The organism is Methylopila henanensis (assembly GCF_042681025.1).
Lineage (GTDB): Bacteria > Pseudomonadota > Alphaproteobacteria > Rhizobiales > Methylopilaceae > Methylopila > Methylopila henanensis.
Map to the genome: position 1 here is coordinate 70,637 of NZ_JBHUER010000001.1, position 25,959 is coordinate 96,595.

Consider the following 25,959-nt stretch of genomic DNA (forward strand, 5'->3'; position numbering starts at 1 on the left):
CCGCGCCCCATGTCCACATTCCGCGCCCTGCGCATCGACAAAGGCGACGCCGGCCAGACGCTGGCGACGGTCGACTTCCCCGAGGCCGAGCTGATGGACGGCGACGTCGTCGTCCGCGTCTCGCATTCGACGGTGAACTACAAGGACGGGCTCGCGATCACCGGCAAGTCGCCGGTGGTGCGGCGCTTCCCCATGATCCCGGGCATCGATTTCGCCGGCAAGGTGACGGCCACCGAGAACCCCGAGTTCAAGGTCGGCGACGAGGTCGTGCTGAACGGCTGGGGCGTAGGCGAGACCCATCTCGGCGGCTACGCCGAGATCGCCCGCGTGCCGGGCGCCTGGCTGGTGCCGCTGCCCGAAGGTCTGAGCGCCGCCGAGGCGATGGCGATCGGCACCGCCGGCTACACCTCGATGCTCTCCGTGATGGCGCTGGAGCGCCACGGCGTCACGCCCGACCGCGGCCCGGTGCTGGTGACCGGCGCCGCCGGCGGCGTCGGCTCGGTCGCGGTCGCGCTGCTGGCGAAGCTCGGCTACGAGGTTGTGGCCTCCACCGGCCGAGAGAGCGAGGCCGGCTATCTCCGCGAGCTTGGCGCCGCGCGCATCCTGCCGCGCGAGGAGCTGGCCGCGCCGGGCAAGCCGCTGCAGAAGGAGATCTGGGGCGGCGTGATCGATTCCGTCGGGTCGGTTCCGCTCGCCAACGCGCTCGCCCAGACCAAGTCGGGCGGGGCGGTGGCCGCCTGCGGCCTCGCCGCCGGCATGGACCTGCCGACCTCGGTCGCGCCGTTCATCCTGCGCGGCGTGTCGCTGCTCGGCATCAACAGCGTGACCGTGCCGAAGCCGATCCGCATTGAGGCCTGGGGCCGGCTGGCGAAGGATCTCGACCGCGCGAAGCTCGCCGCCATGACCCGGACCGTCGGCTTCGACGACATCGTCCCCACGGCGACGGCGATCGTCGAGGGCAAGGTCCGCGGCCGGGTGGTGGTGGAGATCTGAAGAGGCCAGAAGACGTCATCCCGGACGGCCGCAGGCCGAGCCGGGATCGTCATTCGCGCAAGGCGAAGGTCTGCTATAGCGCTGCAATCGCGCGACGGTCCCGGCTCTCCGCTCGCGCTGCGGCCGGGATGACGACTTCAACGTAAGGCTTGAGACAATGACCGCCCCCCTGAACGTCGCGATCCTTGGCGCCTCCGGCTACACCGGCTCCGAGCTGGTGCGCCTGCTCGCGCGCCATCCGCGCGTGGCGATCCGGGCGCTGACCGCCGACCGCAAGGCGGGGCAGGCGATGGCGGACGTCTTTCCGCAGTTCGCGGGTCTCGACCTGCCGAGGCTCGTCACCATCGCGGAGCTCGACCTCGCGGGCGTCGACCTCGTGTTCTGCGCGCTGCCGCACGGCACGACGCAGACGGTGATCAAGGACCTGTTCGCGAAGAAGCCCGAGCTGAAGGTGGTTGATCTCTCGGCCGATTTCCGGCTGACCGATCCGGAGGCCTACGCCACGTGGTACGGCCACGCGCATCAGGCGCTGGAGCTGCAGGCCGAGGCGGCCTTCGGGCTCGTGGAGCTGAACCGCGAGGCGATCCGGGGCGCCCGGCTCGTCGCCAATCCCGGCTGCCACTCCTCGACCTCGATCCTGCCCGTGGTCCCGCTGCTCAGGGCGGGGCTGATCGATCCGGCGAACATCGTGATCGTCTCCTCCACCGGCATGTCCGGCGCGGGGCGGGCGGCGAAGGAGGAGATGCTGTTCTCGGAAGTGTCCGAGGGCGTCCACGCCTATGGCGTCGGCAAGCACCGGCACACTTCCGAGCTCGACCAGGAGTTCGGCAAGGCGGCGGGCCGGCCGTCGCTCGCGACCTTCACGCCGCAGCTTCTCCCGATGAACCGCGGTATCTACGCCAACATCACCGTGACGCTCGCGGCCGGCGCGACTGCGGAGCGGCTGCATGAGGCGCTCGCCGCGACCTACGCCGGCGAGCCCTTCGTGCAGGTGCTGCCCTTCGGCAAGGTCCCGCAGTCGCGCCACGTGCGCGGGTCCAACAACGTCCAGCTCGGCGTGGTCGCCGACCGCGGCCCGGACCGGGCGATCGTGATCTCGACGCTCGACAATCTGGTCAAGGGCGCCTCGGGCCAGGCGGTGCAGAACATGAACCTGATCTCCGGCTTCCCGGAGACAGAAGGGCTCGACCAGCTCGCGATCTTCCCGTGAGGCTTTCTCAAGCGCGCTGGCATCCTCCGGCTTGACCGGAGCACCCATCTCGGCCGTCGGGCTCCAGTCGGAGATGGATGGTCCGGTCAAGCCGGACCATGACGAGGCGTACGGGAAAGCGCTTCGCCGCTCACGCCTCGGCGTCGTCCTCGTCGCCGAGCGCGCGGTCGATGGCCTCGACCAGCACCTCCGGCGGATGGGCGCCCATCACCACGAGTTTCTCCGCGAAGATGAAGCAGGGCACGCCGTCGATGCCGATCGCGCGGGCGCGGGCCATCTCGTCGCCCACGTCCTCTGCGTCCTCGTCGCCGTCGAGGCGCGTCATCAGTGTGTCGGCGTCGAGCCCGGCCTCGTCGGCTGCGCGCGCGATCACGGCGTGGTCGGAAATGTCCTCGCCCTCGGTGAAGTAGAGCTCGAACAGCCGTTCGACGAAGGCGCCCTGCGCGGTCGGGCCTTCCTCCTCCGCGAAGCGGATCGCCCGATGGCAGTCGAGCGTGTTGGGAAAGCGCTCGATCTCGCCGAACAGGAAGGCGATGCCCTCGTCGCGGCCGATGGCGACGAGCTGCTCCTGGGTCGCGCGGACGCGGGCGGGGTCGCCGAACTTGGTCTCGAGATACTCGGCGCGGTCGAAGCCTTCCGGCGGCGTCGACGGATCGAGCTGGAACGGCCGCCAGCGGACGATCGCGTCCACGTCGGGCCGCGCGGCGAGCGCGGTGTCGAGCCGGCGCTTGCCCAGCCAGCACCACGGGCAGACCGGGTCTGCGTAGACGTCGATGGTTAGCTTTTCCATGGGGCGCGCCGTTTCGTTCGCTGCGGGATCGTCGCCCGCATATAGGCGGCGCCGGCGGCGCGGTTAAGTCAGGCCGTGCGCCGGACCGGCTCCGCGACGACGGCGCGCGGGAACAGCGCGGGCCCGAAGCCCGCTTCCTCCAGCGCCACGGCGGCGGTCTCGGCCGACAGCGCGTCGGCGCCGGGCTTCAGCGTCAGGCGCAGGCGCGCGCCCAGCACGGGATCGTCCTGCAGGTCGACCGAACCGTCGATTCCGGCGGCCGCGAAGGCGCGTTCGGCCTCGACCTGCGTCACCGACACGCCGCCCACCTGCAGCGCGCCGCGTCGCCGCCCGCCGAGCATGACGCGGCCGGCGGCGCGGTCCGCGACCCCGACGAAGCCGGTCTCCACGAAACCCTCGGCGTCGATCGCGACGGCCGCGCCTTCGGGCGAGGCGAACACGTTGGCCGGGCAGACCGGTCCGCGCGCGAACAGCCGTCCGTCCGGCCCGACGCGCGTCTCGATCAGCGGCGCGAGGCCATCCGGCGCGAAGGTTCCGAGCGGAACCGCCGCGAACCGCGCCGGTCCCGCGCGCAAGGAGGCGACGAGGGCGATCTCGCCGAGCGCGATCACGTCGACCATCTCGGCGCCGGGAACCGCGACCGGCGAGGACAGTCGCGGCTCGGGCGCGCGCCAGGCGGCGAACACGGCCTTGGGGCTGAGGCTGTCGAACGCGCCGTCGGCGACGAGCCGCTCCACAATCCGGCCCGGCAGCGCCACATGGGTCGCGTCGCGCGCGGCCTCGATCAGGGCTTCAAACGTGGAGGGCTGGTGGAAGGTCGCGGTCGCCCGCGTCACCAGCCAGGGCGCGAGGCCGGTGGCGAGACCGGGCAGGCCCGCGAGGTCGAGCGTCGACAGCAGCCGGTCGCCGCCGCCGAGCCGGCCGGCGAGCAGCGGGGCGAGGCCTAGCGCCACGAGCTCGTTGTGGCTGCGCGCGATCGGCGTCGCGGCTGGATCGAAGGTGATCACGGCGACATGGTCGGCGGCGTCGTCCGGTCGGTCTGGCCGCTCGCCCGCAGACGGCGCGGCCGAATCGAGCAGATGGTCGAGCGGCGTGGCGCCGTCCGGCGCGTCCGGCCCGAAGGTCGCGACGAAGCGCAGCCGGTCGAGCTCGAAGGCCGCCTCGCAGGCGCTTTCGCCGGGCCGGCCGCCGGCGGCCTCGGTGCGAACGACCACCGCCTGCGCGCCCACGGCTGCGAGCGCCGCCGTCATCTCGCGCCGCCGCCACGGCAGCGGCAGCAGCGCGGCGATCAGGCCGGCGCGCCAGAGCGCGAGACAGGTCAGCGCCGCCTCCGGCCCCGAGCCGAGCTGCACGCCGACGACCGCGTCGGGTCCGAGCCGCCAGCCCGCGAAGGTCTCCGCCAGCGCCGAGACGGCCCGGTTGGTCTCGCGCCACGTGCCGCGGAACGGCAGCGCCTCGTCCGCCAGCGCGGACCCGTCGGGATCGCGGAAGGCGTTGTGCGACAGCACCTCGTCAAGGGTCGCGATCCCCGCGACCGGGTTCGGCATCGGATCGGGCGAAGCCGCGTGGAGGCGCATGATCCGGGTTCCTTCGTCAGCGCGGCGTTGCAGGCGGGGCACGCCACCATGTTTCGGGCAGCGCGCCATAGAGAGGCACCTTTTCTGGGCGCTCGATTCGGGTCCACCGCGCAAGCCATTGCCGCTCCACGTGCAGCAACGGCACGACGTAGAAGCCCGAGAGCAACACTCGGTCGAGCGCGCGCACGGCGGAGACGAACTCCGGCCGCTCCTCGGCGGCTAGCAGCGCGGCGATCATCGCGTCCACGGCCGGCTGCTTCACGCCCATGTAGTTGCGCTCGCCCGGCGTGTCGGCGGCGACGGAGCCCCAGTATTTGCGCTGCTCGGCGCCGGGCGACAGCGTCGAGACCCAGTTGTACTGGATCATGTCGAAATCGTAGGTCTGCTGCCGGCGGAACGCCTGCACGCTGTCGACCAGCCGCACGGTCGCGCGCACGCCGGCCCGTTCGAGCGCGCGGGCGTAGGCGAGCGCCAGCCGCTCCTGGTCCTTGGTGCTGACGAGGATCTCGAACCGGAACGGCGCGTCGTCGCTCTCCCGCCGCAGCTCGCCGCCCTTCACGCGCCACCCCGCCGCGGCGAGCAGATCGAGCGCCTGCCGCAGCAGGTCGCGGTCGCGGCCCGTGCCGTCGGAGGAGGGCGGCGCCCAGCGCCCCTCGAGGATGTCCTCGCGCACAGCGCCTGGAAACGGCGCCAGCAGCTCGCGCTCGCGGGCGTCGGCGGGCCGGCCGGAGGATGACAGCTCCGAGCCCTCGAAATAGCTCGAGGTTCGGGTCATGGCGCCGCCGAACATGTTGCGGTCGACCCATTCGAAGTCGAACAGCAGGCCGAGCGCCTCCCGCACCCGCACGTCCTGGAACAGCGGCTTGCGGGTGTTGAAGACGAAGGCGTTCATGCCCCAGGGCAGGCCGGGCGTGAAGCTCTCGAGCGCGACCTCCCCGCGCCGCGCGGCGGGGAAGTCGTAGCCGGTGGTCCAGCGGATCGGATCGCTTTCGGGCCGGACGTCGATCAGCCCCTTCCGGAAGGCCTCGAACATCGTGTTGCCGTCGCGGTAGTAGTCGTAGCGGATCTCGTCGAAATTGTTCAGGCCGCGGTTCACCGGCAGCGCGGCGCCCCAGTAGTTCGGGTCGCGGCGGAACGTGATCGAGCGGCCCGGCTCGACGTTGCTGATGATGTAGGGCCCGGTGCCGACGAGCGGCTTCAGGCCTGTCTCCTCGAACGTCTCCGGGTCGGTCGCGTGCGCCGGCAACACCGGCATCAGCCCGAGGATCAGCGGCAGCTCGCGGTCGTCCGTGTCGGCGAGCTCGAACCGGACGGTGTGGTCGTCGGGCGCCGAGACCGTCCGCACGCGCCGGTAGTTGGCGCGGAACGAGGGATGGCCGTGGTCGCGCAGCAGGCCGAAGGTGAAGGTCACGTCCTCCGCCGTCACCGGCTCGCCGTCGGAGAAGCGCGCCTTCGGGTTGAGGTGGAAGGTGATCGACGAGCGGTCCTTCGGCATGGTCACGCTCTCGGCGATCAGGCCGTAGAGCGAGAACGGCTCGTCATAGTTGCGCGCGAGCAGGCTCTCATAGACGGGGCCGCGCAGCCCCTGCGGGCGCTGGCCGCGGAAGCCATAGGGGTTGAGCGTGTCGAAGCCGCCGAGCCAGCCGAGCGTCAGGCGGCCGCCTTTGGGCGCGTCCGGGCGCGCATAAGGCAGATGGTCGAAGTCGGGCGGCAGCGCCGGCTCGCCGTGCATCGCCAGCCCGTGCCGCGGTTCGCCGGCGTCCGGCGCGGCGCGGGCGGGGCCGGCCACGCCCGACGCCGCCCAGCCGAGGACGGCGATCATCGCCGCGCGCCGAAGCCGGCGCATGCGCTGAAGAGGAAACATTGGCCTGCGCGTCCGCCGAAGGTCCAAGGTCGACCCTGATTCGCCGCTCACCTCGCGAAGATACCACGGCGTCTGCATTTCCCCGGTCAGGACACGGTGAAAACTCCGTCACTCTCCTGCCGTATTTGCTCGACAGACAGCCGTTTCGCCGAGTAACGAAGCGCTCGGCTCCGCGCTTGCGCGCGACGCGCGTTCCGATGTTTCAGCGCGGCGGCCGCGGCGAAGCCGGTCGTCCAACGACAGGAAGGAAATGCTGCATGACCTTGGGTAGGTACTCGCGCCTCGCCGCCGCCGTGGCGGCCGTCTCTCTCGGCGCGGCGCTGCCCGCCGCCGCGCAGCAGAACAACGCTCCGGCGCCGGCCGCCCCGAAGGCTCCCGCGGCTGCGGCCCCGGCCGCTCCGGCGGGCCCGGGCCCGATGTCGGCCACGCCGCCGGCCGCCCCGCAGCCGAACTGGGTCAAGATCTGCAACACCGATCCGCAGGCGAAGAAGGAGGTCTGCCTGACCTCCCGCGACGTCAAGGCCGACACCGGCCAGACCATCGCCTCCGTCGCCGTGCGCCAGATCACCGGCGAGCCGAAGAAGTTCTTCCTCGCCGCCGTGCCGCCCGGCCTGCTGATCCAGCCGGGCGTGCGCATCGCGGTCGACCAGAACGCGCCGGCCAACGGCAAGTATTCGATCTGCTTCCCGAACGCCTGCTACGCCGAGATCGACATCAACGACGCCTTCTTCAACAACCTGAAGAAGGGCACTAACCTCGTCCTGCAGGCGATGAACCAGCAGGCCAAGACGGTGAACTTCCCGGTCAGCCTCACGGGCTTCACCAAGGCCTATGATGGCCCGGCGCTCGACCCGAAGCTCGTCGAGGCCGAGCGCGAGAAGGCCAACGAGGAGCTGAACAAGAAGGCGCAGGAGATGCGCGACAAGCTGCAGATGCAGGGCGGCGCGCAGGCCCCGGCCGTGCCGGCGAATCCGGCGCAGTGATCCGCGCCGGGCGCGTTCGCCCGGCGGCTCAGCTTTCGAAGGACGCGGGCTCCGCTTGGGGCCCGCGTTTTTTTTACGCCCGCGAACGGGCAGGGGCGTCGAGCGATCGACGCCTGCCTTTGGTCGCGCGGGTCGGGCGCGGCCTCGGACGCAGGGATTGGGGTAAAGTCATGGACGCCGGCGCGGGGCGTCGGCGCCGCCCGCGTCAGTGGCGGACGTCGCGGCGCACGCGGTAGGAGCCGTCCACCGTCCGCTCGAACATGGCCTCCACCTGCGGATGGCGCACCGGATCGCCCGAGGTGTCGGGCAGCAGGTTCTGCTCGGAGACATAGGCCACGTACTCGGTCTCCGCGTTCTCGGCGAGCAGGTGGTAGAACGGCTGGTCGCGCTCGGGGCGCACGTCCTCGGGGATAGACAGCCACCATTCCTCGGTGTTCGAGAAGGTCGGATCGACGTCGTAGATCACGCCCCGGAACGGGTAGACCCGGTGCCTGACGACTTCTCCGATCTTGAATTTCGCGTTCCGTGAGCGCGTCTGGCCGGCCATGATGACGATACTGTCCCGTTTCGGGCGCGGAACGGAGCGCGCCGCCGCGTCCAAGTCAATGGGATGCGACGGATTTGCGACGCGATCATGGCCTTGAGGCGGGACGGCGCCGGCGAGGCCGGCGCGGTCGGCGTCGTCAGAGCCCGTAGGCGGCGGCGAACTCGGGCTCGCGCTCGGCGATCTGCTTGGCGAGGTCCACGATGACCTTGGCCTGCTTCCAGGTGGCGTCGTCCTGCATCTTGCCGTCCAGCATCACCGCGCCGGTGCCGTCCGGCATGGCGTCGACGATGCGCTTGGCGAACTTCACCTCCTCGACGTCCGGCGAGAACACGCGCTTGGCGATCTCCACCTGGCTCGGATGCAGCGTCCAGGCGCCGACGCAGCCCAGCAGGAAGGAGTTGCGGAACTGGGCCTCGCAGGCGTCCGAATCCGAGAAGTCGCCGAACGGGCCGTAGAACGGCTTGATGTCGTTGGCGGCGCAGGCGTCCACCATCTTCGCGATGGTGTAGTGCCACAGGTCCTGCTGGTAGAAGGCGCGGGCCTCGTCGCCCTGCTTGTCGGTCAGCACGCCGTAGCCGGGATGGCCGCCGCCGACGCGGGTGGTCTTCATGCGGCGCGACGCGGCGAGGTCGGCGGGGCCGAGGCTCATGCCGTGCATGCGCGGAGAGGATCGGGCGATCTCCTCCACATTCATCACGCCCTGCGCGGTCTCGAGGATCGCGTGGATCTGGATCGGCCGGGTCAGCTTGTGGCGCGCTTCGAGCTGGGCGAGCAGGCGGTCGAGATAGTGGACGTCCCAGGGACCCTCGACCTTCGGCAGCATGATGACGTCGAGCTTGTCGCCGACCGCGCCGACGATCTCGATGACGTCGTCCAGCGCCCACGGGCTGTCGAGCGCGTTCATGCGGATCCAGAGGCCGGTCTGGCCGAAGTCGTTGGCCTTCGCCATCTCGATGAAGCCGGCGCGCGCGGCCTCCTTGGCGTCCGCCGGGACGGCGTCCTCCAGATTGCCGAGCACGACGTCGACCTCGGACGCCAGCTTGCCGACGCGGGCGCGGATCTTCTCCACATGCGGCGGCACGAAGTGGATCATGCGCTCCACCCTGACCGGCTGCTCCCGGAGAGGGGCGGGGGCGCCCAGCGCGAGAGGACGGTAGAACGCGCTGGGAACGATCATCGGGCAGGGCCTTTCGCGGGGAGGAAGCAGGATCGCCGGCACCTTCCCCGCGCGCGTGCTGCAGCGCAACGCTGCTTTCGTCGGAACGGGATCGGCCCGTTCAGCTCCAGCGGCGCATGCCCCAGAACCACTGCTCCGGCGTCTCGCGGATCCAGCGTTCGAAGGTCGCCTGAAGGGCGGCCGTCGCGGCCATCACGTCGGCGTCGCGGTCGGCCGTGCGCGGCGCCTCCACGATCTCGCTCGATACGACGAAATGGGCCCCGCGCGTGCGGGTGACGCGGCCCGCGACCAGCGGAACGTCGAGCAGGCGCGCCACGAGCGCCGGGAAGGTGGTCGAGCGCGCCGGCCGGCCGAAGAACGGAACGTCGACGCCGCGGGCCTCGCGCAGGTCGGCGAGGATGCCGAGCGCGTGGCCCGACCGCACCCAGGAGATGATCCGGCGTGGCGTCTCGGCGGACGGCGTGTAGAGGCCGCCGGGATAGAGGAAGGCGCGCCGCCGCGTGATCATCCGCTCGACGATCGGGTTGCGCATCGCCTTGTAGACGCCGGCTGGCTCGAAGCCGGCGGCCGCGGTCGAATGGATGCCGATCTCCCAGTTGCCGAAATGGGCGGAGACCACGACGACGCCCTGGCCGGCGCGGCGTTGGGCTTGGAACCGGGAGGCCGTGTCGTCCGCGACGCGCGCGGGATCGCCGACGATCCGGTCCATGAGGAAGCCCTCGGCCATGGTGCGGCCGATGTTCTCCCAGCTCGCCCGTGCGATCCGCTCGCGCTCGGCGAAGCTCATGTCGGGAAAGGCGACCGCGAGATTTTCGAGCGCGCGGCGATGGCGATGGTTCCACGGCGCGAGCGTGCGCCACAGCCAGCCGAACGCCGCGGAGGCGGCGTCGACCCCGAGCAGGCGGCAGAGGCCGATGATGGCGGCGACGCCCGCGGCCTCCAGCCGGTTCTGGAGCCACATCCGGGCGCCGCGCCGCGGCGGTCGGCGGCGCGTGACCCGTCGGCGGAACTGGCGAAGACCGCGTGGGGCGTTGGGTGCTTCTGGGGTTCTGTCAGGCATGCGTTCCGCGGGCGTTGACCCCTCTTGGCAACTCCGTTAGCCGCACGTCAAGCGGTCCGATCCTCGCAGTCCGGGGCCGTCGGCGAGCGGCGCGGGAGAGATCGGCAGATATGGCGGACGTCGCTTCTCTCGCCATGCCGTTCTTCGGGCTGATCCTGCTCGGCTTCCTGTGCGGGCGGTTCGCCACCGCCGCCGAGGGCGGGCTCGACTGGTTCAACGTCTACATCGTCTATGTGGCGGTGCCGGCGCTCTACTTCACGCTGATCTCCCGCACGCCGTTCGAGGAGCTCGCGAACGTCGACTTCATCGCAGTCACGACCGGCTCCACGCTGACGGCCTTCCTGATCGCGCTCGGCATCGGCCTTTTTGCTTCCCGCGGCAGGCTTCCCGAGGCGACGATCCAGGCGGCCGCGGGCAGCTACTCCAACGTCGGCTATATGGGCCCCGGACTGACGCTCGCGGCCCTCGGGCCGGCGGCCTCGGCGCCGACCGCGCTGATCTTCGTGTTCGACTGCATGCTGCTGTTCACGCTGGTGCCGTTCCTGATGTCGGTGGCGAGCGACCGGCGCGAGAGCCTGTGGGCGACGGCGGCGCTGGTGGTCCGGCGCATCGCGCTGCACCCGTTCAACATCGCGACCCTGATCGGCGGGCTGGCGGCCTACTTCCGTTATGTCCCGCCGAAGCCGGTGGAGCAGATCGTGACCCTGCTCAGCGGCTCGGCCGCGCCGTGCGCGCTGTTCGTGCTGGGCGTGACCGTGGCGCTCAGGCCTGTGGGCCGCGTTCCCGTCGAGCTGCCGGCGCTGCTCGCGGTCAAGCTCATCGCGCATCCACTGATCGTCTATGGCGCGCTGACCCTCGTCGGCGGCTTCGACCGCGTCTGGGTCGCGACCGCGGTGCTGATGGCCTCGCTGCCGCCGGCGCTGAACGTGTTCGTCATGGCGAGCCAGTACCGAACGTACGTCGAGCGCGCCTCGAGCACGATCCTGATCGGGACCGTGCTCTCGGTCGTCACGGTGACCGGCGTGCTCTGGCTCGTGGTTTCCGGCGCGCTCTGATCAGCGGCCCAGCCCCTGCCGCATGACGAACCGCCGCAGCGGACCGATGGCGGCGAGCGCGCGGACGCCGGCGCCGCGCGCGGCGTGCGCCGCGGGCCATCCGCTCATCAGCGAACGGTTCAGCGCGTCGGTCGCGACGGTGCGGCTCCAGACGTCGGACGCGCGGTCGCGGGAATAGGCGCCGAGGGTCGCGAGGCCGCCGACGTCGCGGCGTTCGGCGATCGCGGCTGCGATGGCGCGGGCCGCGGCTGCGGCGTCGCGCACGCCGAGGTTCAGCCCCTGCGCGCCGATCGGCGGCAGCACATGGGCGGCTTCGCCGACGAGCAGCGTGCGGCGCGCCGCCATCCGCGTCGCGGCGCCGACCTCCACCGGGAAGGCGCCGATCGGGCCGTCCGGCCGCATCGCGCCCAAGAGCCGCCCCGCGCGGCGGGTCAGCGCCTCGCCGAAGGCCTCCGGTCCAAGCGCGCGCAGCTCCTCGGCGCGCTCCGGCGTGACCACCCAAACGACGCTCGACCTCAGGCCCGGCATCGGCACCAGCGTGAACGGGCCTTCCTCGCAGTGGAACTCGGTCGACACCCCCTCATGGGCGCGCTCGTGCGTCGCGCAGAAGGCGAGCGCGGTCTGCGGCTGGCGGCGCAGCGAGAGCTCGATCCCCGCGGCCTCGCGCATCAGCGAGCGGCGGCCGTCCGCGGCGATCACGAGCCGCGCGGCGAGGGCGGACCCGTCCTCCAGCGTGATCGCGACCTGGTCCTCGTCGGGCCGGCTGGCGACGGCCGAGCCGGCGATCACGCGGGCGCCGGGCTCGGCCGCGAGCGCTTCGCCGAGAACGGCGGTGAGCGCCGCGTTGGGCACGTTCCAGCCGAAGGCGTCGAGCCCGACTTCGGACGAATCGAAGGTGATCTCGGGCGCGCGGAACAGCCGGCGGCCGCCGTCGACCAGCCGGAGACGCCGGAGCGGCGCGGCGGCGCCTTCGAGACGCGGCCACAGCCCGGCGTCGCGCAGGATCGCGACGGAGCCGTCGAGCAGGGCGGTGGTGCGGGTGTCGGCGCGCAAAGGAGCCGCGACCAGCGCGACCTCCGCCCCGGCGCGGGCGGCGAGCAGCGCGGCGAGCAGGCCCGCCGGCCCGCCTCCGATCACCGCGACGTCAATCATCTGCGCCTCCCTCCGGGCGGTATCCTTGCGCCGGGATTCGCGTCCGGCTTGTCCTCAACATGGGGCGCCCGCCGCGTCCTGTCGCCGGCCGGCGCGACTTGAGGCGCGGGCGAGACGGTCTATCTCACAGCGCCTGTGCGCCAGGCGACGATCTGACGCCCGCGGGAGGCGCCGGCCATGACGTGGATCAAGGCCAGGCCGGCCCTGCGGCTCTTGTCGGGCGCCCGAATCCTGTGTCACCGGAGTCGGGCTCCCGCGTCGTCGGCGGGCGCCGAGAAGCTGGAGCGGTTAAAGCGAACATGTCCATGATCAAGCTGTCCCGGCTCGCGCTTGCGGGCGTCGTAGCGGCCGCGCTCGCCGGCTCCGCCCACGCCGCCTCCGACGAGACGCGCGCGCGGGTCGACAATCTCAGCCATCCGACGAAATGCGCCGAGTTCGACAACGTCTATTTCACGCTGACCAATCCGAAGATCCGCGCCTTCCGCATCGAGGTCACGCCGCCAGTCTATCTGCCGGACCTCAAGGTCGACGACACCGCGCCGAACTTCGACCATTGCGAGGCGATGAAGGACGACCCGAAGTTCAAGTTCCAGCCGAAGAACCTGACGCTCTACGAGGACGACCACATCCGCATCCTCGGCTTCACCCATGAGGTGTCGTGGCGGGCGAGGGGAGCCGAGGTTGTCATCGGCGGCGTCGACGAGACCGACATCCACCTGATCCAGCTTCAGGAGAAGATCGACGGCAAGTGGACCGAGTATCTCGTGTTCTACCCGTTCGACGGCTACTGGCGCGCCAAGCCCATCCCGCCCGAGCGCTTCCCCGAGGCGGCCTACGGCTCGTCGTTCCTGATCGGCCCGATCGAGGAGCAGCACCGGCCGATCGTCGATGTGACGCGGCTCGAGATCGACGGCAAGGCGCGGGTCTTCCGCATGACCTTCGCCCGCGGCGGAACCGGCGAGCTCAAGGTCGAGAAGGTCTCCCGCGAGGGCGCGACGCTGTCTGTGAAGCTCGACGGCCTGCCGGAGGACGGCGACAAGACCGCCCCCTTCGCGGGCATCCGCTCGATGTTCGTGACGCCGGACAACGCCGACACGGCGCGGGTGGTCTGGCGCATGGACGGCGGGCTGTTCACTGAGAACGTCATGGATTTTAAGACCTCTGTGACCGACGACGTCCGCTTCGACCGCGTCGAGCTCTCGAAGCACAACACCAGCGCCCCGGACGTCAGCTTCCGCGGCTTCACGGGCGCCGCGAAGCCCTGAGCTTTCCGCGCGGCGTCCACGTGCGCCGCCCCGTCCTCGTCCGCGCCGCTTCGTCCGGAGCGCGGCCATCAACCGCCGACAGGAACATGCCCATGCCCAAAGCGATCCGCGTCCACCAGACGGGTGGCCCCGAGGTCCTGACCTTCGAGGACGTCGAACTGCCGGCGCTGAAGAAGGGCGACGCCCATATCCGCCAGACCGCGATCGGCGTGAACTTCATCGACGTCTACCACCGCACCGGCCTCTACCCGCAGCAGACGCCGTTCGCGCTCGGCTCGGAAGGCGCGGGCGAGGTGGTTGCGGTCGGCGAGGGCGTGACCGACGTCAAGCCGGGCGACCGCGTCGCCTACGCCGGCGGCCCGCTCGGTTCCTACGCGACCGAGCGCGTCATTCCGGCGGACAAGCTGGTGAAGATCCCGGCGGGCGTGTCCGACGAACTCGCGGCGGCCGCGATGCTTAAGGGCATGACGGCGCAGATGCTGCTGCGCAGGGTGTTCCGCGTTGGCCCGGAGCACACCATCCTGTTCCACGCCGCGGCCGGCGGCGTCGGCCAGATCGCCAGCCAGTGGGCCGCGCATCTCGGCGCGACCGTCATCGGCACCGCCGGCGGCCCGGACAAGGTGGCGCTCGCCAAGACCAAGGGCTGCGCCCACGTCATCGACTACCGCTCGGAAGACTTCGTCGAGCGCGTCCGCGAGATCACCGGCGGCAAGGGCGTGGACGCGGTCTACGACTCCGTCGGCAAGGACACCTTCCCGGGCTCGCTCGACTGTCTGAAGCCGCGCGGGATCTGGGTCAGCTTCGGCCAGTCCTCGGGCCCGGTCGCGCCGTTCAGCATCGGGTTGCTGGCGCAGAAGGGCTCGCTCTTCGCCACCCGCGCCAGCCTGTTCCACTACACCGCCACCCGCGCCGAACTGCTGGAGACGGCGGAAGACCTGTTCGGCGTGATCGCCTCAGGGGCCGTGCGCATCGACATCGGCGCGCGCTTCCCGCTGGCCGAGGCCGCCGACGCGCATCGCGCGCTTGAGGGCCGCGGCACCACCGGCTCGACGATCCTCATCCCGTAAGCCTAAGGCGCGGGATCGGCGCGGCCCCGCGACAAGCGCGCCGATCCCCCCTATATCGGAGCCACAGGCCCACGAGACTCCGACCGCGCATGCCGAGCTTCCGCACCACGCGCCGCGTGCGCCACTCCGCCGAGGAGATGTTCGACCTCGTCGCCGACGTGGAAAAGTATCCGCTGTTCCTGCCGCTGTGCGAGGGACTTCGGGTGCGCTCCCGCGAGGAGCGCGACCGGCTGCCGGTGCTGATCGCCGACATGACGGTGGCCTACAAGATTTTCCGCGAGACCTTCACCAGCCGGGTGACGCTCGACCGCGAGGAGCGGAAGATCCAGGTCGCCTATCTCGACGGACCGTTCAGCCATCTCGAGAACCGCTGGACCTTCGCGCCGCTGCCGAACGGCGGCTGCGAGGTCGGCTTCTACATCGAGTGGGAGCTGCGCAGCCGCACGCTGGCGATGCTGGTTGGCGCGGCGTTCGAGCGGGTGTTCCGACGTTACGCCGAGGCGTTCGAGCAGCGCGCCGACCGCGTCTACGGCTCCCGGCCGGCGCTCGCGTGAGCGGCGGCCGCGCGCGCCCCGACGAAGCCGGCCTGATCGCGCGGTTCTTCCGGCCGCTCGCGACCTCGCCGGGCGCGGCCGAACTGCTCGACGACGCCGCGACCGTGCCCCACGCCTTCGGCAAGGAGCTGGTGGTGACGACCGACGCGATCGTCGCGGGCGTGCATTTTTTCGCAGACGATCCCGCCGACGCTGTCGCCCGCAAGGCGCTCAGGGTCAATCTGTCGGACCTCGCCGCCAAGGGTGCGCGTCCGTTCGGTTATCTGCTGACGCTCGCTCTGCCCGGCCGCTGGGACGAAGACTGGCTCGAAGGCTTCGCCGAAGGCCTCGCCGCGGACCAGGAGGAGTTCGGCGTCTCGCTGCTCGGAGGCGACACCGTGCTGTCCCCCGCCGGCCTGTTCGTCTCCGTCACGGCCTTCGGCCATGCGGGCGAGGGGCAGGTGCCGCGGCGCGGAGGCGCGGCGCCCGGCCAGCGGCTCTACGTCACCGGCGCGATCGGCGACGCGGCGCTCGGGCTGATGCTGCGGCGCGACGACCGGCTCGCCGCCCATTGGGACCTGAGGCGCGCCGACCGGGAGGCGCTGCTCGACCGCTATCTCCTCCCCGAGCCGAGGGTCGCTCTGGCGGGCGTGGTCGGCTCCTACGCCACCGCCGCGATGGACGTTTCGGACGGCCTCGTCGGCGACGCGGGTAAGCTCGCCGACGCCTCGCGCGTGGGCGCGGTGATCGACGCGGCGCGGATACCGCTGTCGCCGGCGGCGGCGCGGGCGACGCGCGCGGACCCCGCGGCCCTCGCGACCGCGCTCACCGGCGGCGACGATTACGAGATCCTGCTCGCGATCGATCCCGACGACGCCGACGCCTTCGAGGCCGAGGCGGCGGGCGCCGGCGTGCGGGTCACCGACATCGGCGCGCTGGTCGAGGAGAGCGGCGTGCGGATCGAGCGGCAGGGCGAGGCGCTGAGCTTCGGCGCGGGCTCCTACAGCCACTTCTGACGCGGACGTGTTGCCGGCAGGGCACGACGTGCGCCGAAGCGCCGCCCGTCATGATTGAATCGGTAACCATGGACCATCAAAATGCCGCGGTCGCCGACGTTCTGTCGACGACGCTTCCGCTGCGGCGGATCGACGGCGGCGTGGCCTGCGTTCGGCGGGCCGGCGTCGCTTGAAGCGACATAACAACAGCGAAAGAGCCGGCGGAGCCCCCATGACGTCAACCCCCAAACGATTTGTCGCCGCCCTGTTCGGGCTGGGCGTCGCCCTTTCTGCGAGCGCGGCTTCGGCTGCGCCGTGCGGAGGCAACAACGGCGAAGGGTTCGACGCCTGGGTCCAGAACTTCCAGGCCGAGGCGATCTCGCGCGGCATCTCCCCGCGCGTCGCCAGCGCGGCGCTGTCGGGCGTGTCCTACGACCGCCGCCTGATCGCCTACGACCGCACCCAGCGGCCGTTCAAGCTCACCTTCGAGCAGTTCGTGGCCAAGCGCGCGCCGGCGTCGCTCATCAGCCAGGCCCGCTCGCGCATCCAGCGCAACAAGGCGCTGTTCGACCGCGTCGAAGCCAAGTACGGCGTACCGGCGCCGATCATCGCCACGATCTGGGGCATGGAGACCGCCTTCGGCGCGATCCAGGGCAACAAGAACGTCTTCAACGGCCTCGCGACGCTCGCCTATGACTGTCGCCGGACCGAGATGTTCCAGGGCGAGCTGATCGCCGCCATGCAGCTCGTCGACCGCGGCGACCTGACCATGTCCGAGATGCGCGGCGCCGAGCACGGCGAGATCGGGCAGGCGCAGTTCCTGCCGTCGTCCTATCTGAAATACGCCGTCGACGGCGACGGCGACGGCCGCGCCGACATGGTGCGCTCGTCGGCCGACACGATCGCCTCGATCGCCAACTATCTCCGGGCCAAGGGCTGGCGCGCGGGCGGCGGCTGGGAGGAAGGCTCCGCCAACTTCGGCGTGCTGGCCGAATGGAACAAGGCGCGGGTCTACCAGCGCGCGATCGCCTACGCCGCGACCCAGATCGACCAGGGCGGCTCGCGCGCGCAGCGCTGAGCCGCGTCCGACCGCAATAGAAAGAGCCGCGGCCCTCGGGTCCGCGGCTCTTTTCGTTTCGCTATGGGCGACGGGGCCTGGCGCCCCGACGTGGCGGAGCCGGCCGTTACTTCGCGCCTTCGGCCCGCGGCGCCTGGGCGTAGCGCTGGAGCAGGGGCGCCTGGGCCATGGCGAAGACCATCGTGATCGGCATCACGCCCCAGACCTTGAAGGCGACCCAGAAGTCGGTGGTCTGGGTCCGCCACACCACTTCGTTCAGCGCGGCGAGGAACACGAAGAAGAACGCCCAGCGCCAGGTCAGCTTCATCCAGCCTTCGCGGGTGAGCTGGAACGCCTCGTCGAACACGATCGCGAGCAGCGCCCTGCCGAAGGCGAGGCCGCCGAACAGCGCGCCCGCGAACAGCAGGTTCACGATCGTCGGCTTGAGCTTGATGAACAGCTCGTCCTGCAGCGCGAGCGTGAGGCCGCCGAACACCAGCACCACGACGCCTGACACCAGCGGCATCACCGGCACGCGCCGGACGAGCGCCCAGGACGCGGTCAGCGACACCAGCGTCGCCACCATGAAGGCGGCGGTCGCGGTGAACAGGTCGGCGCGGTTGTTGGCGATGAAGAAGACGACGAGCGGCCCGAGTTCGAGCGCGAGCTTGAGCACGGGATTGGCGGCGCGCGCCGAAGCTTTCTCTGAGGTCATGGAATCAGGTCTGCTCCCGCGAGACGGCGCGATCAAGGCGAAACTGGCGATGTCGACTCATGGCGTAGCCAGCCCGCGCACGCGCGCCGCCGCCTCGATGAAGCCGCGCGTCGTCGCCATCAGCTCGGGAACGTCGAGCAGGAAGGCGTCGTGGCCCTTGTCGGTCGCGATCTCGACGAAGCTCACATTGGCGGCCGCGGCGTTCAGCGCGTGGACGATCTGGCGGGAATCCTCGGTCGGGAACAGCCAGTCGGAGGTGAAGGAGACGACGCAGAACCGCGTCTTCGTGCCCTGGAACGCCTTGGCCAGCACGCCGCCGTGGTCGGCCGCGAGGTCGAAATAGTCCATGGCGCGGGTGACGTAGAGGTAGGAGTTGGCGTCGAAGCGCTCGACGAAGCTGGCGCCCTGGTGCCGCAGATAGCTCTCGATCTGGAAGTCCGCGTCGAAGCCGAAGGTGCGCGCCTCGCGGTCCTGCAGGTTGCGGCCGAACTTGGTCTGGAGCGCCGGCTCCGAGAGATAGGTGATGTGCGCCGCCATGCGCGCGACCGCGAGCCCCTTGCGCGGGATCGCGCCCTCGAGCAGGTAGCGCCCGCCGCGCCAGTCCGGATCGGCGGTGACCGCCTGCCGGCCGACCTCGTGGAACGCGATGTTCTGCGCGGAGTGCTTCGCGGCGGTCGCGATCGGCAAGGCCGCGAACACGCGGTCGCCATAGCTCGCCGCCCATTCCAGCACCTGCATGCCGCCCATCGAGCCGCCCACGACCGCGAACAGGTCGGGGATGCCGAGATGGTCGATCAGCATCGCCTGCGCCGCGACCATGTCGCGGATGGTGACCAGCGGCAGGTCGAGGGCGTAGGGCTCGCCGGTCGCAGGGTTGTTCGAGGCGGGGCCGGTCGTGCCCATGCAGCCGCCGAGCACGTTCGAACAGATCACGAAGAAGCGATCCGTGTCGATCGGCCGGCCGGGGCCGATCATGGTCGACCACCAGCCGGGCTTGCCGGTGACGGGATGGACGCTCGCCACATGCTGGTCGCCGGTGAGCGCGTGGCAGACCAGCACGGCGTTGGAGCGGTCGGCGTTCAGGACGCCGTAGGTCTGGTAGGCGATCCGGAGCGGGCTGAGCTCGCGGCCCGATTCGAGCGTCAGCGGCGGCGCGATTCGGGCGACGAGGCTGTGAGGCGCGTCGGCTTCGCGCCGCGCGGCCTCGTTCACCGTCAGCTCGATCGTCGCTTCGTTCACGTAACGCCGCCTCTTCGCTGGCGGATGGTGAAGCGCTGTCGCGGCCGGGAGTCAAGGCGAAGCGGCCGTTCCGCCGGGCCGTGGAGCTCGTCCTCCGGCGCGCCAGTCCGACTTCAGGCGGCTTGACACTCGTAATCTTTTAATTCTATCGAATATATGTATTGATAAGGAGCAAGCGATGTCCGTCACGCTTCAGGATCCTCGCGCCGACTGTAGGCGCTCCGCATGACCGCGCCGCGCATCGTCGCCATCAGCGGCAGTCCCTCTCCGCATTCCCGCACGCGGGTGCTGCTCGAGGACATCGTCGAAGCGGTGGTGCGCATCGCAGGCGGGCAGGTCAGGCTGATCGACATCGGCGAGATCGCGGCGGAGCTCGGCCCGGTCCGCTCCCGCGCGGAGGCGCCGGCCCTGATCGAGGAGCTGGTCGCCGAGGTCGAGCGCGCCGATCTGATCCTCGCCGCCACGCCGATCTACAAGGGCTCGTATTCCGGCCAGTTCAAGCACTTCGTCGACCTGGTCGACCACCGCGCGCTCGCCGGCGCTCCGGTCGGCCTGATCGCGACGGGCGGCGGCGACCGTCACGCGCTCGCCGTCGAGCACCAGCTCCGGCCGCTGTTCGGCTTCTTCGGCGCGCGCACGCTGCCGACAGGGCTCTACGTCTCCGAAACGCAGCACCGGCAGGGCCGCATCATCGACCCGCTGGTGCGCATCCGCGCCGATCTGCTGATCGGCGAGGCCGCCGACGCGCTCAGCCGGGCCCCCGTGCCCGCCCGCGCGGCGCAGCTTTTCCCGAACCGCTGACGCAGCAACGCGACAAAGGAGGCCGCCATGGCCGACGCACGCACGACGCATCACGGCTCCGAGCCGATCAAGTTCGCCTATTGGGTCCCGAACGTCTCGGGCGGGCTGGTGATCTCGGACATCGAGCAGCGCACCGGCTGGGACATCGGCTACAACCGCAAGCTCGCGCAGATCGCCGAGGCGGCGGGCTTCGAATACGCGCTGACGCAGATCCGCTTCACCGCCGGCTACGGGGCGGAGAACCAGCATGAATCGGTCGCCTTCAGCCATGCGCTGCTGGCCGCGACGGAGCGCCTGAAGGTCATCGCGGCGATCCTGCCCGGACCGTGGAACCCGACGCTCGCCGCCAAGCAGATCGCGACCATCAACAACCTCACCGAAGGCCGGGTCGCCATCAACCTCGTGTCCGGCTGGTTCTCCGGCGAGTTCCGCGCCATCGGCGAGCCCTGGCTCGACCATGACGAGCGCTACCGCCGCTCGGAGGAGTTCATCCGCGCGCTGCGGGGCATCTGGACCGAGGACAGCTTCACCTTCGCCGGCGACTTCTACCGCTACCGGAACTATTCGCTGAAGCCGAAGCCGATCGACCCGCAGCCGGAGATCTTCCAGGGCGGGTCCTCGCGGGCCGCGCGCGACATGGCCGCCCGGGTGTCGGACTGGTATTTCACGAATGGCAATACGCCTGAGAACGTCGCGAAACAGGTCGACGACGTGCAGGGCAAGGCCGCCGCCGAAGGGCGTCGCGTGAAGATCGGCGTCAACGCCTTCGCGGTGGCGCGGCCGACCGAGGCCGAGGCGCGCGCGGTCGTCGACGAGATCATCGCCAAGGCCAATCCGGAGGCGGTCAACGCATTCGGCCACGAGGTGAAGAACGCCGGCAAGGCCTCGCCGGAGGGCGAAGGCAACTGGGCGAAATCGAGCTTCGAAGACCTCGTCCAGTACAATGACGGCTTCAAGACCAACCTGATCGGCACGCCGCGCCAGATCGCCGAACGCATCCTCGACCTGAAGGACGCGGGCGTCGACCTCGTGCTGCTCGGCTTCCTGCACTTCCAGGAGGAGGTCGAGTTCTTCGGCCGCGAGGTCATCCCGCTCGTGCGCGCGCTCGAGGCCGAACGCGGACGGTCGCGCGCGGCCGCCTGACGGGTCTCTGACAACGAGACGCCCCCGCTCCTCCGTTCAGGAGTCGAGCGGGGCGCGCAGGGGTCGGCCGGAGGGGCGCTCCGGCCGACCCTCAGCGCCTTGGGTCAGACGCGCGCGGGCGTGCGCTCGCCGGAAAAGTCGGCCTCGATCTCCTCGAGCGTGCGGCCCTTGGTCTCCGGCACGAGCGCGAGCGTGAACAGCAGCGCGCCCACGCTCATGACCGCGAACAGGCCGAAGGTCGCGGCCGAGCCGAGGCCTGCGATCAGCATCAGGAAGATCTGGCTCACGATCAGGTTCGCGCCCCAGTTCGCGACCGTCGCGACGCCCATGGCGCGCCCGCGCACCGCGAGTGGGAAGATCTCGGAGATCAGCAGCCAGAACACCGGCCCGAGGCCGATTGCGAAGAAGCCCACATAGGCCGCGACCGACAGCGTGGCGATCCAGGCGAGCGGTCCCTCCGTGCCAACGGCGAAGCCCGCGGTGAGGATCGCGAGCATCGCCGTCATGCCAGCGAGGCCGACGATCAGCAGCTTCCGCCGGCCGGCCGTGTCGAGCAGCTTCAGCGCCACGTAGGTCATGATCACGTTGACGACGCCGACGCCGGCGGTGGCGAGGATCGCGGCCGAGGTCGAGCCCATGCCGGCCTGCTCGAAGATGATCGGCGCGTAGTAGATCACGGTGTTGATGCCGGTGACCTGCTGGAACACCGCGAGGCCCACGCCCACGATCAGCGGCAGCCGCACGCGCGGCTCGAGCAGCGCGGACCAGGGAACGAGCGCGCCGTTCTCCCGCGTCAGGTCCGTGCGGAGCTGGTTGAGCTCGGCGGTCACGTCCTGTCCGCCGCGCAACGTGCGCAGCGCCGCCGCGGCCTCGTCGATACGGCCCTGGCCGGCGAGCCAGCGCGGGCTGTCCGGCAGGCCCAGCATGCCGAGCCCGAGCACCACGCCCGGCAGGCAGCCGATCGCGAGCATCCAGCGCCAGCCTCCGTCGACCTCCGACAGCAGGTAGGCGACGATGTAGGACAGCAGGATGCCGACCGTGATGCACATCTGGTTCAGGGAGACGACGCCGCCGCGCTTGTCGGCGGGGGCCATCTCCGCGAGGTAGAGCGGCGTCAGCATGGAGGCGACGCCGATCGCGACGCCGAGCGTGAGGCGGCCGAGCAGCAGCACCGGCACGTTGGTGGCGATGGCGCAGAGCAGGGCGCCCACGACGAACAGCGCCGCCACCACGAGGATGACACGCCGGCGGCCGTAGGCGTCCGCGAGCTGGCCCGCGACGCCCGCGCCCGCCGCCGCTCCGCCAAGCGCGATCGAGACGAAGAAGCCCTGCATCGCCTCCGATAGCTGGAACACGTCGCGCACGAAGGGCAGGGCGCCCGAGACCACGCCGGTGTCGTAGCCGAACAGCAGCCCGCCGAGCGACGCGGTCGCCGCCACCACCTTGAAGTTCATGTCCGAAACCCCTTCGACGCGCGGGAGAAGCCCCCGCCTGGCCCGGTTGCGATCATAGCGCAGCGTCGCGCGGCGAAACCCTCGGCATATCGGCGGGGTTTCCGCGGGCGCGTTGCGCAGGGTGCGACGTTCTGGCAGCCTCACCTGCGACCAAAAGGTCGCGCGGGCGGAGTCGAACTCCAGACAAGCAAGAACCAAGAGGGCGCGGCGCGAGCCGGCAAGCCCTTATCCGTCCCGCGCACGAGGAAACGCAATCCAAGGATCCCAGTCTATGGCGCTGACGTTGATCATCATCTTGGGGCTGCTGTCGATCGTCTATGGCGTGTGGGCGATCCGCTCCGTCGTCGAGGCGGACGCCGGCACCGCCCGCATGCAGGAGATCGCCGGGGCGATCGCCGAAGGCGCGCAGGCCTATCTGCGCCGGCAGTACACGACGATCGGCGTGGTCGGCGCCGTCATCTTCGTCCTCGTCGCGATCTTCCTGTCGGTGCCGGTCGCGATCGGCTTCCTGATCGGCGCGGTGCTGTCGGCGGTGGCGGGCTTCATCGGCATGAACGTGTCGGTGCGCGCCAACGTGCGCACCGCGCAGGCGGCGTCCCACTCGCTTGGGGCTGGCCTCGAGATCGCGTTCAAGTCGGGCGCCGTCACCGGAATGCTGGTGGCCGGGCTCGCGCTGCTCGGGGTCGCGGTCTACTACGCGATCCTCACCGTCATCCTGGGCTACTCGATCGGCGACCGCGTGGTGGTCGACGCGCTGGTGGCGCTCGGCTTCGGCGCTTCGCTGATCTCGATCTTCGCGCGTCTGGGCGGCGGCATCTTCACCAAGGGCGCGGACGTCGGCGGCGACCTCGTCGGCAAGGTCGAGGCCGGCATCCCCGAGGACGATCCGCGCAACCCGGCCACGATCGCCGACAACGTCGGCGACAATGTCGGCGACTGCGCCGGCATGGCCGCAGACCTGTTCGAGACCTACGCCGTCACCGTGGTCGCGACCATGGTGCTGGCCGCGATCTTCTTCGCCGGGAACGCGGCGCTCGGCAGCCTGATCCTCTACCCGCTCGCGATCTGCGCCATCTGCATCGTCACCTCGATCGCAGGCACCTTCTTCGTGAAGCTGCCGGCGAACAATTCGATCATGGGCGCGCTCTACCGCGGCTTCGGCGTCTCGGCGGCCCTCTCGCTCGTCGGCATCGCGCTCGTGACCGCGACCCTGATCGGCTTCGGCACGGAATACGCCACGGCCAGCGGGCTGACATTCACGGGCTTCGACCTGTACCTGTGCGCGGTGGTCGGCCTCGTCATCACCGGCCTGATCGTGGTGATCACCGAGTACTACACCGGCACCGGCTACCGGCCGGTCCGCTCGATCGCGGCCGCCTCCGTCACCGGCCACGGCACCAACGTCATCCAGGGCCTCGCCATCTCGCTGGAGGCGACCGCTCTGCCGGCGCTGGTCATCATCGCCGGCATCATCGTGACCCACTCGCTCGCAGGGCTTTTCGGCATCGCCATCGCCGTCACCGCCATGCTGGCTCTCGCGGGCTTCGTCGTCGCCCTCGACGCCTTCGGTCCGGTGACGGACAACGCCGGCGGCATCGCCGAGATGGCCGGACTGCCCTCCGAGGTGCGGACCTCGACCGACGCGCTCGACGCGGTCGGCAACACCACCAAGGCGGTCACCAAGGGCTACGCGATCGGCTCCGCCGGCCTCGGCGCGCTGGTGCTGTTCGCCGCCTACACGTCCGACCTCAACCACTTCATCCAGAATTCGACGCAATACCCTTACTTCGAAGGCGTAAAACTCGATTTCTCGCTGGCGAACCCCTACGTCGTCGTCGGCCTGCTGTTCGGCGGCATGCTGCCCTTCCTGTTCGGCGCCATGGGCATGACCGCGGTCGGCCGCTGCGCCGGCGCGATCGTCGAGGAGGTCCGCCGCCAGTTCCGCGAGAAGCCGGGCATCATGGAGGGGCGCGACCGTCCGGACTACGGGCGCGCGGTCGACATCCTGACCAAGGCCGCGATCAAGGAGATGATCGTGCCGTCGCTGCTGCCGGTGCTGTCGCCGATCTTCGCCTATTTCGTCGTGCTCGCCGTCGCGGGCAAGAGCGAGGCGTTCTCGGCCGTCGGCGCGATGCTGCTCGGCGTGATCGTGACCGGCCTGTTCGTGGCGCTGTCGATGACGTCCGGCGGCGGCGCCTGGGACAACGCCAAGAAGTACATCGAGGACGGCAACCACGGCGGCAAGGGCTCCGACGCCCACAAGGCGGCGGTGACGGGCGACACGGTCGGCGATCCCTACAAGGACACCGCCGGACCTGCGGTGAACCCGATGATCAAGATCACCAACATCGTCGCGCTGCTGCTGCTCGCCGTGCTCGCGCACTGAGGGCTCGCGAAGGACGCGCCGCGGAGCCCGCGGCGCGTCCCGTTCTCAGAAGCGGCGGTAGCCGCGTCCCTTGGAGACGTCCTCGACCTTGACCTTGATGTCGAAGGTCTCGGCCGCGCCGCCGTAGCGCACGCCGCGGATCGGCGCCGCGCCGAGCGAGTCCAGACCTATGGCGACGCGCGCATGCGCCTCGGTGGCGCAGAGCCTGTGGGCGGGGTCGAACCCGACCCAGCCGAGGCCCGGCACATGGGCCTCGACCCAGGCGTGCCCGGCCTCGTGCTCCGGCATGTCGCCGGTCGCGAGCAGGTAGCCGCTGACGTAGCGCGCGGGAACGCCGATCGCGCGGGCGGCCACGATGAACACGTGGGCGAGATCCTGGCACAGGCCGCGCTTGAGGCGGAACGCCTCCGCCGCCGTGGTCGCGCTCTCCGCCGGCTTCGGATCGAAGGTCATCTCGCGGTGGAGCGCCCCAAGCAGGGCGTGGAGCTGCGACAGCGGATCGTCGCTGGCGTCCTCGCGCACGGCTTGCGCGAAGGCCGCGATGTCGAGATCGAAGCCGGTCAGCTCGGTCTCGCGCAGGTAGAGCGCCGGCGGGAAGCGCTCGACCGCGCCGGCCACCACGCCCGATGTGTCCTGCGTGTCGATCTCGCCCTCGACCAGCACCGTCATGTCGTCCACCGGCCCTTCGACGGAGAACACGTGGGTCTGGTTGCCGAACGCGTCCTCGGCGGAGCGCAGGCGGCAGTTGCGGTCGATGTCCACGCGCCAGCGGATGACGTGCTGGCCCTCGTGGTTGCGCGGCGTGACGCGCAGCGTCTGCGTCACCGCGGCGGCGGGCGTCTCGAAACGATAGACCGTCTCATGACGGATCTTCAGGCGCATGTCGTCGCGTGCTC

General features: G+C 70.7%; 23 protein-coding genes. 12 read left to right on the top strand and 11 right to left on the bottom strand.

The features are described from left to right. The first annotated feature begins 9 nt into the window (after positions 1-9). Positions 10-993 carry an acrylyl-CoA reductase (NADPH) gene (gene acuI / locus ACFSCV_RS00390; RefSeq protein ID WP_378795908.1) on the top strand — a complete coding sequence of 328 codons (984 nt, stop codon included), beginning with the start codon at positions 10-12 and terminating at the stop codon, positions 991-993. Between the two features lie 157 nt (positions 994-1,150). Next, complete coding sequence (gene argC / locus ACFSCV_RS00395) at positions 1,151-2,203, top strand: N-acetyl-gamma-glutamyl-phosphate reductase (RefSeq protein WP_378795910.1); 1,053 nt, start codon at positions 1,151-1,153, stop codon at positions 2,201-2,203. A gap of 130 nt (positions 2,204-2,333) precedes the next feature. Here the strand turns inward: argC and ACFSCV_RS00400 are convergent, their stop codons facing one another. From ACFSCV_RS00400 to ACFSCV_RS00410, 3 genes are all read right to left on the bottom strand, one after another. After that, positions 2,334-2,993, bottom strand: coding sequence for a DsbA family oxidoreductase (locus tag ACFSCV_RS00400; protein WP_378795912.1), 660 nt, complete (start codon positions 2,991-2,993; stop codon positions 2,334-2,336). 68 nt (positions 2,994-3,061) lie between these two features. Then, a complete protein-coding gene (locus ACFSCV_RS00405) occupies positions 3,062-4,570 on the bottom strand; it encodes an AMP-binding protein (protein WP_378795914.1) in 1,509 nt (502 codons plus the stop codon). 16 nt (positions 4,571-4,586) lie between these two features. Further along, complete coding sequence (locus tag ACFSCV_RS00410) at positions 4,587-6,392, bottom strand: extracellular solute-binding protein (protein WP_378795917.1); 1,806 nt, start codon at positions 6,390-6,392, stop codon at positions 4,587-4,589. A gap of 299 nt (positions 6,393-6,691) precedes the next feature. On the opposite strand from ACFSCV_RS00410, the gene ACFSCV_RS00415 reads away from it, so the two are divergent. Beyond that, positions 6,692-7,417 (top strand): invasion associated locus B family protein, encoded by a 726-nt coding sequence (locus ACFSCV_RS00415; RefSeq protein WP_378795919.1) that lies wholly within the window; start codon positions 6,692-6,694, stop codon positions 7,415-7,417. A gap of 205 nt (positions 7,418-7,622) precedes the next feature. On the opposite strand, the gene hspQ is transcribed toward ACFSCV_RS00415, so the two are convergent. The 3 genes from hspQ to ACFSCV_RS00430 form a co-directional block, all read right to left on the bottom strand. Further along, positions 7,623-7,964, bottom strand: coding sequence for a heat shock protein HspQ (hspQ, locus tag ACFSCV_RS00420; RefSeq protein ID WP_378795921.1), 342 nt, complete (start codon positions 7,962-7,964; stop codon positions 7,623-7,625). Positions 7,965-8,100: 136 nt separating this feature from the next. After that, positions 8,101-9,141, bottom strand: coding sequence for an HpcH/HpaI aldolase/citrate lyase family protein (locus tag ACFSCV_RS00425; RefSeq protein WP_378795923.1), 1,041 nt, complete (start codon positions 9,139-9,141; stop codon positions 8,101-8,103). 100 nt (positions 9,142-9,241) lie between these two features. Further along, positions 9,242-10,102 carry a lysophospholipid acyltransferase family protein gene (locus ACFSCV_RS00430; RefSeq protein ID WP_378795925.1) on the bottom strand — a complete coding sequence of 287 codons (861 nt, stop codon included), beginning with the start codon at positions 10,100-10,102 and terminating at the stop codon, positions 9,242-9,244. A gap of 209 nt (positions 10,103-10,311) precedes the next feature. On the opposite strand from ACFSCV_RS00430, the gene ACFSCV_RS00435 reads away from it, so the two are divergent. Then, positions 10,312-11,256 (top strand): AEC family transporter, encoded by a 945-nt coding sequence (locus ACFSCV_RS00435; RefSeq protein ID WP_378795927.1) that lies wholly within the window; start codon positions 10,312-10,314, stop codon positions 11,254-11,256. Here the strand turns inward: ACFSCV_RS00435 and ACFSCV_RS00440 are convergent, their stop codons facing one another. Then, complete coding sequence (locus ACFSCV_RS00440) at positions 11,257-12,408, bottom strand: FAD-dependent monooxygenase (RefSeq protein WP_378795929.1); 1,152 nt, start codon at positions 12,406-12,408, stop codon at positions 11,257-11,259. It lies immediately after the preceding gene. Between the two features lie 305 nt (positions 12,409-12,713). On the opposite strand from ACFSCV_RS00440, the gene ACFSCV_RS00445 reads away from it, so the two are divergent. From ACFSCV_RS00445 to ACFSCV_RS00465, 5 genes are all read left to right on the top strand, one after another. Continuing rightward, on the top strand, positions 12,714-13,673 hold the full coding sequence (locus tag ACFSCV_RS00445; protein WP_378795931.1) for a hypothetical protein: 960 nt from the start codon (positions 12,714-12,716) through the stop codon (positions 13,671-13,673). A gap of 92 nt (positions 13,674-13,765) precedes the next feature. Then, on the top strand, positions 13,766-14,740 hold the full coding sequence (locus ACFSCV_RS00450; protein WP_378795933.1) for a quinone oxidoreductase family protein: 975 nt from the start codon (positions 13,766-13,768) through the stop codon (positions 14,738-14,740). 89 nt (positions 14,741-14,829) lie between these two features. Continuing rightward, entirely contained in the window at positions 14,830-15,294 is a 465-nt protein-coding gene (locus ACFSCV_RS00455) for a type II toxin-antitoxin system RatA family toxin (protein ID WP_378795935.1), read from the top strand. Further along, positions 15,291-16,289, top strand: coding sequence for a thiamine-phosphate kinase (gene thiL / locus ACFSCV_RS00460; protein WP_378795937.1), 999 nt, complete (start codon positions 15,291-15,293; stop codon positions 16,287-16,289). The genes ACFSCV_RS00455 and thiL overlap by 4 nt, the downstream gene beginning before the upstream one ends. 211 nt (positions 16,290-16,500) lie before the next feature. After that, positions 16,501-17,346: a lytic murein transglycosylase gene (locus tag ACFSCV_RS00465; RefSeq protein ID WP_378795939.1), complete on the top strand. Its 846-nt coding sequence runs from the start codon at positions 16,501-16,503 to the stop codon at positions 17,344-17,346. Positions 17,347-17,452: 106 nt separating this feature from the next. Here the strand turns inward: ACFSCV_RS00465 and ACFSCV_RS00470 are convergent, their stop codons facing one another. After that, a complete protein-coding gene (locus tag ACFSCV_RS00470) occupies positions 17,453-18,040 on the bottom strand; it encodes a septation protein A (protein ID WP_378795941.1) in 588 nt (195 codons plus the stop codon). A gap of 57 nt (positions 18,041-18,097) precedes the next feature. Continuing rightward, positions 18,098-19,279 carry a homoserine O-acetyltransferase MetX gene (gene metX / locus ACFSCV_RS00475; protein ID WP_378795943.1) on the bottom strand — a complete coding sequence of 394 codons (1,182 nt, stop codon included), beginning with the start codon at positions 19,277-19,279 and terminating at the stop codon, positions 18,098-18,100. A 225-nt stretch (positions 19,280-19,504) separates the two neighbouring features. Between metX and ACFSCV_RS00480 the strand changes: the two genes are divergently transcribed. Both ACFSCV_RS00480 and sfnG read left to right on the top strand, forming a co-directional pair. Continuing rightward, positions 19,505-20,080, top strand: coding sequence for an NAD(P)H-dependent oxidoreductase (locus ACFSCV_RS00480; RefSeq protein WP_378795945.1), 576 nt, complete (start codon positions 19,505-19,507; stop codon positions 20,078-20,080). Between the two features lie 27 nt (positions 20,081-20,107). Then, complete coding sequence (gene sfnG / locus ACFSCV_RS00485; protein ID WP_378795947.1) at positions 20,108-21,223, top strand: dimethylsulfone monooxygenase SfnG; 1,116 nt, start codon at positions 20,108-20,110, stop codon at positions 21,221-21,223. A 104-nt stretch (positions 21,224-21,327) separates the two neighbouring features. On the opposite strand, the gene ACFSCV_RS00490 is transcribed toward sfnG, so the two are convergent. After that, entirely contained in the window at positions 21,328-22,821 is a 1,494-nt protein-coding gene (locus tag ACFSCV_RS00490) for a sugar porter family MFS transporter (RefSeq protein ID WP_378795949.1), read from the bottom strand. Positions 22,822-22,948: 127 nt separating this feature from the next. Here ACFSCV_RS00490 and ACFSCV_RS00495 point away from each other — a divergent pair, with 127 nt between their 5' ends. After that, positions 22,949-25,063 (top strand): sodium-translocating pyrophosphatase, encoded by a 2,115-nt coding sequence (locus ACFSCV_RS00495; RefSeq protein ID WP_378795951.1) that lies wholly within the window; start codon positions 22,949-22,951, stop codon positions 25,061-25,063. A 45-nt stretch (positions 25,064-25,108) separates the two neighbouring features. Here the strand turns inward: ACFSCV_RS00495 and ACFSCV_RS00500 are convergent, their stop codons facing one another. After that, positions 25,109-25,945, bottom strand: coding sequence for a transglutaminase family protein (locus tag ACFSCV_RS00500; protein WP_378795953.1), 837 nt, complete (start codon positions 25,943-25,945; stop codon positions 25,109-25,111). Positions 25,946-25,959: the final 14 nt, after the last annotated feature.

Excerpts from the sequence above, each read along its gene's own strand:
- acuI (WP_378795908.1), top strand. The coding sequence starts at position 10 with ATGTCCACATTCCGCGCCCTGCGCATCGACAAAGGCGACGCCGGCCAG.
- argC (WP_378795910.1), top strand. The coding sequence starts at position 1,151 with ATGACCGCCCCCCTGAACGTCGCGATCCTTGGCGCCTCCGGCTACACC.
- ACFSCV_RS00400 (WP_378795912.1), bottom strand. The coding sequence starts at position 2,993 with ATGGAAAAGCTAACCATCGACGTCTACGCAGACCCGGTCTGCCCGTGG.
- ACFSCV_RS00405 (WP_378795914.1), bottom strand. The coding sequence starts at position 4,570 with ATGCGCCTCCACGCGGCTTCGCCCGATCCGATGCCGAACCCGGTCGCG.
- ACFSCV_RS00410 (WP_378795917.1), bottom strand. The coding sequence starts at position 6,392 with ATGATCGCCGTCCTCGGCTGGGCGGCGTCGGGCGTGGCCGGCCCCGCC.
- ACFSCV_RS00415 (WP_378795919.1), top strand. The coding sequence starts at position 6,692 with ATGACCTTGGGTAGGTACTCGCGCCTCGCCGCCGCCGTGGCGGCCGTC.
- hspQ (WP_378795921.1), bottom strand. The coding sequence starts at position 7,964 with ATGGCCGGCCAGACGCGCTCACGGAACGCGAAATTCAAGATCGGAGAA.
- ACFSCV_RS00425 (WP_378795923.1), bottom strand. The coding sequence starts at position 9,141 with ATGATCGTTCCCAGCGCGTTCTACCGTCCTCTCGCGCTGGGCGCCCCC.
- ACFSCV_RS00430 (WP_378795925.1), bottom strand. The coding sequence starts at position 10,102 with ATGTGGCTCCAGAACCGGCTGGAGGCCGCGGGCGTCGCCGCCATCATC.
- ACFSCV_RS00435 (WP_378795927.1), top strand. The coding sequence starts at position 10,312 with ATGGCGGACGTCGCTTCTCTCGCCATGCCGTTCTTCGGGCTGATCCTG.
- ACFSCV_RS00440 (WP_378795929.1), bottom strand. The coding sequence starts at position 12,408 with ATGATTGACGTCGCGGTGATCGGAGGCGGGCCGGCGGGCCTGCTCGCC.
- ACFSCV_RS00445 (WP_378795931.1), top strand. The coding sequence starts at position 12,714 with ATGATCAAGCTGTCCCGGCTCGCGCTTGCGGGCGTCGTAGCGGCCGCG.
- ACFSCV_RS00450 (WP_378795933.1), top strand. The coding sequence starts at position 13,766 with ATGCCCAAAGCGATCCGCGTCCACCAGACGGGTGGCCCCGAGGTCCTG.
- ACFSCV_RS00455 (WP_378795935.1), top strand. The coding sequence starts at position 14,830 with ATGCCGAGCTTCCGCACCACGCGCCGCGTGCGCCACTCCGCCGAGGAG.
- ACFSCV_RS00465 (WP_378795939.1), top strand. The coding sequence starts at position 16,501 with ATGACGTCAACCCCCAAACGATTTGTCGCCGCCCTGTTCGGGCTGGGC.
- ACFSCV_RS00470 (WP_378795941.1), bottom strand. The coding sequence starts at position 18,040 with ATGACCTCAGAGAAAGCTTCGGCGCGCGCCGCCAATCCCGTGCTCAAG.
- ACFSCV_RS00480 (WP_378795945.1), top strand. The coding sequence starts at position 19,505 with ATGACCGCGCCGCGCATCGTCGCCATCAGCGGCAGTCCCTCTCCGCAT.
- sfnG (WP_378795947.1), top strand. The coding sequence starts at position 20,108 with ATGGCCGACGCACGCACGACGCATCACGGCTCCGAGCCGATCAAGTTC.
- ACFSCV_RS00495 (WP_378795951.1), top strand. The coding sequence starts at position 22,949 with ATGGCGCTGACGTTGATCATCATCTTGGGGCTGCTGTCGATCGTCTAT.
- ACFSCV_RS00500 (WP_378795953.1), bottom strand. The coding sequence starts at position 25,945 with ATGCGCCTGAAGATCCGTCATGAGACGGTCTATCGTTTCGAGACGCCC.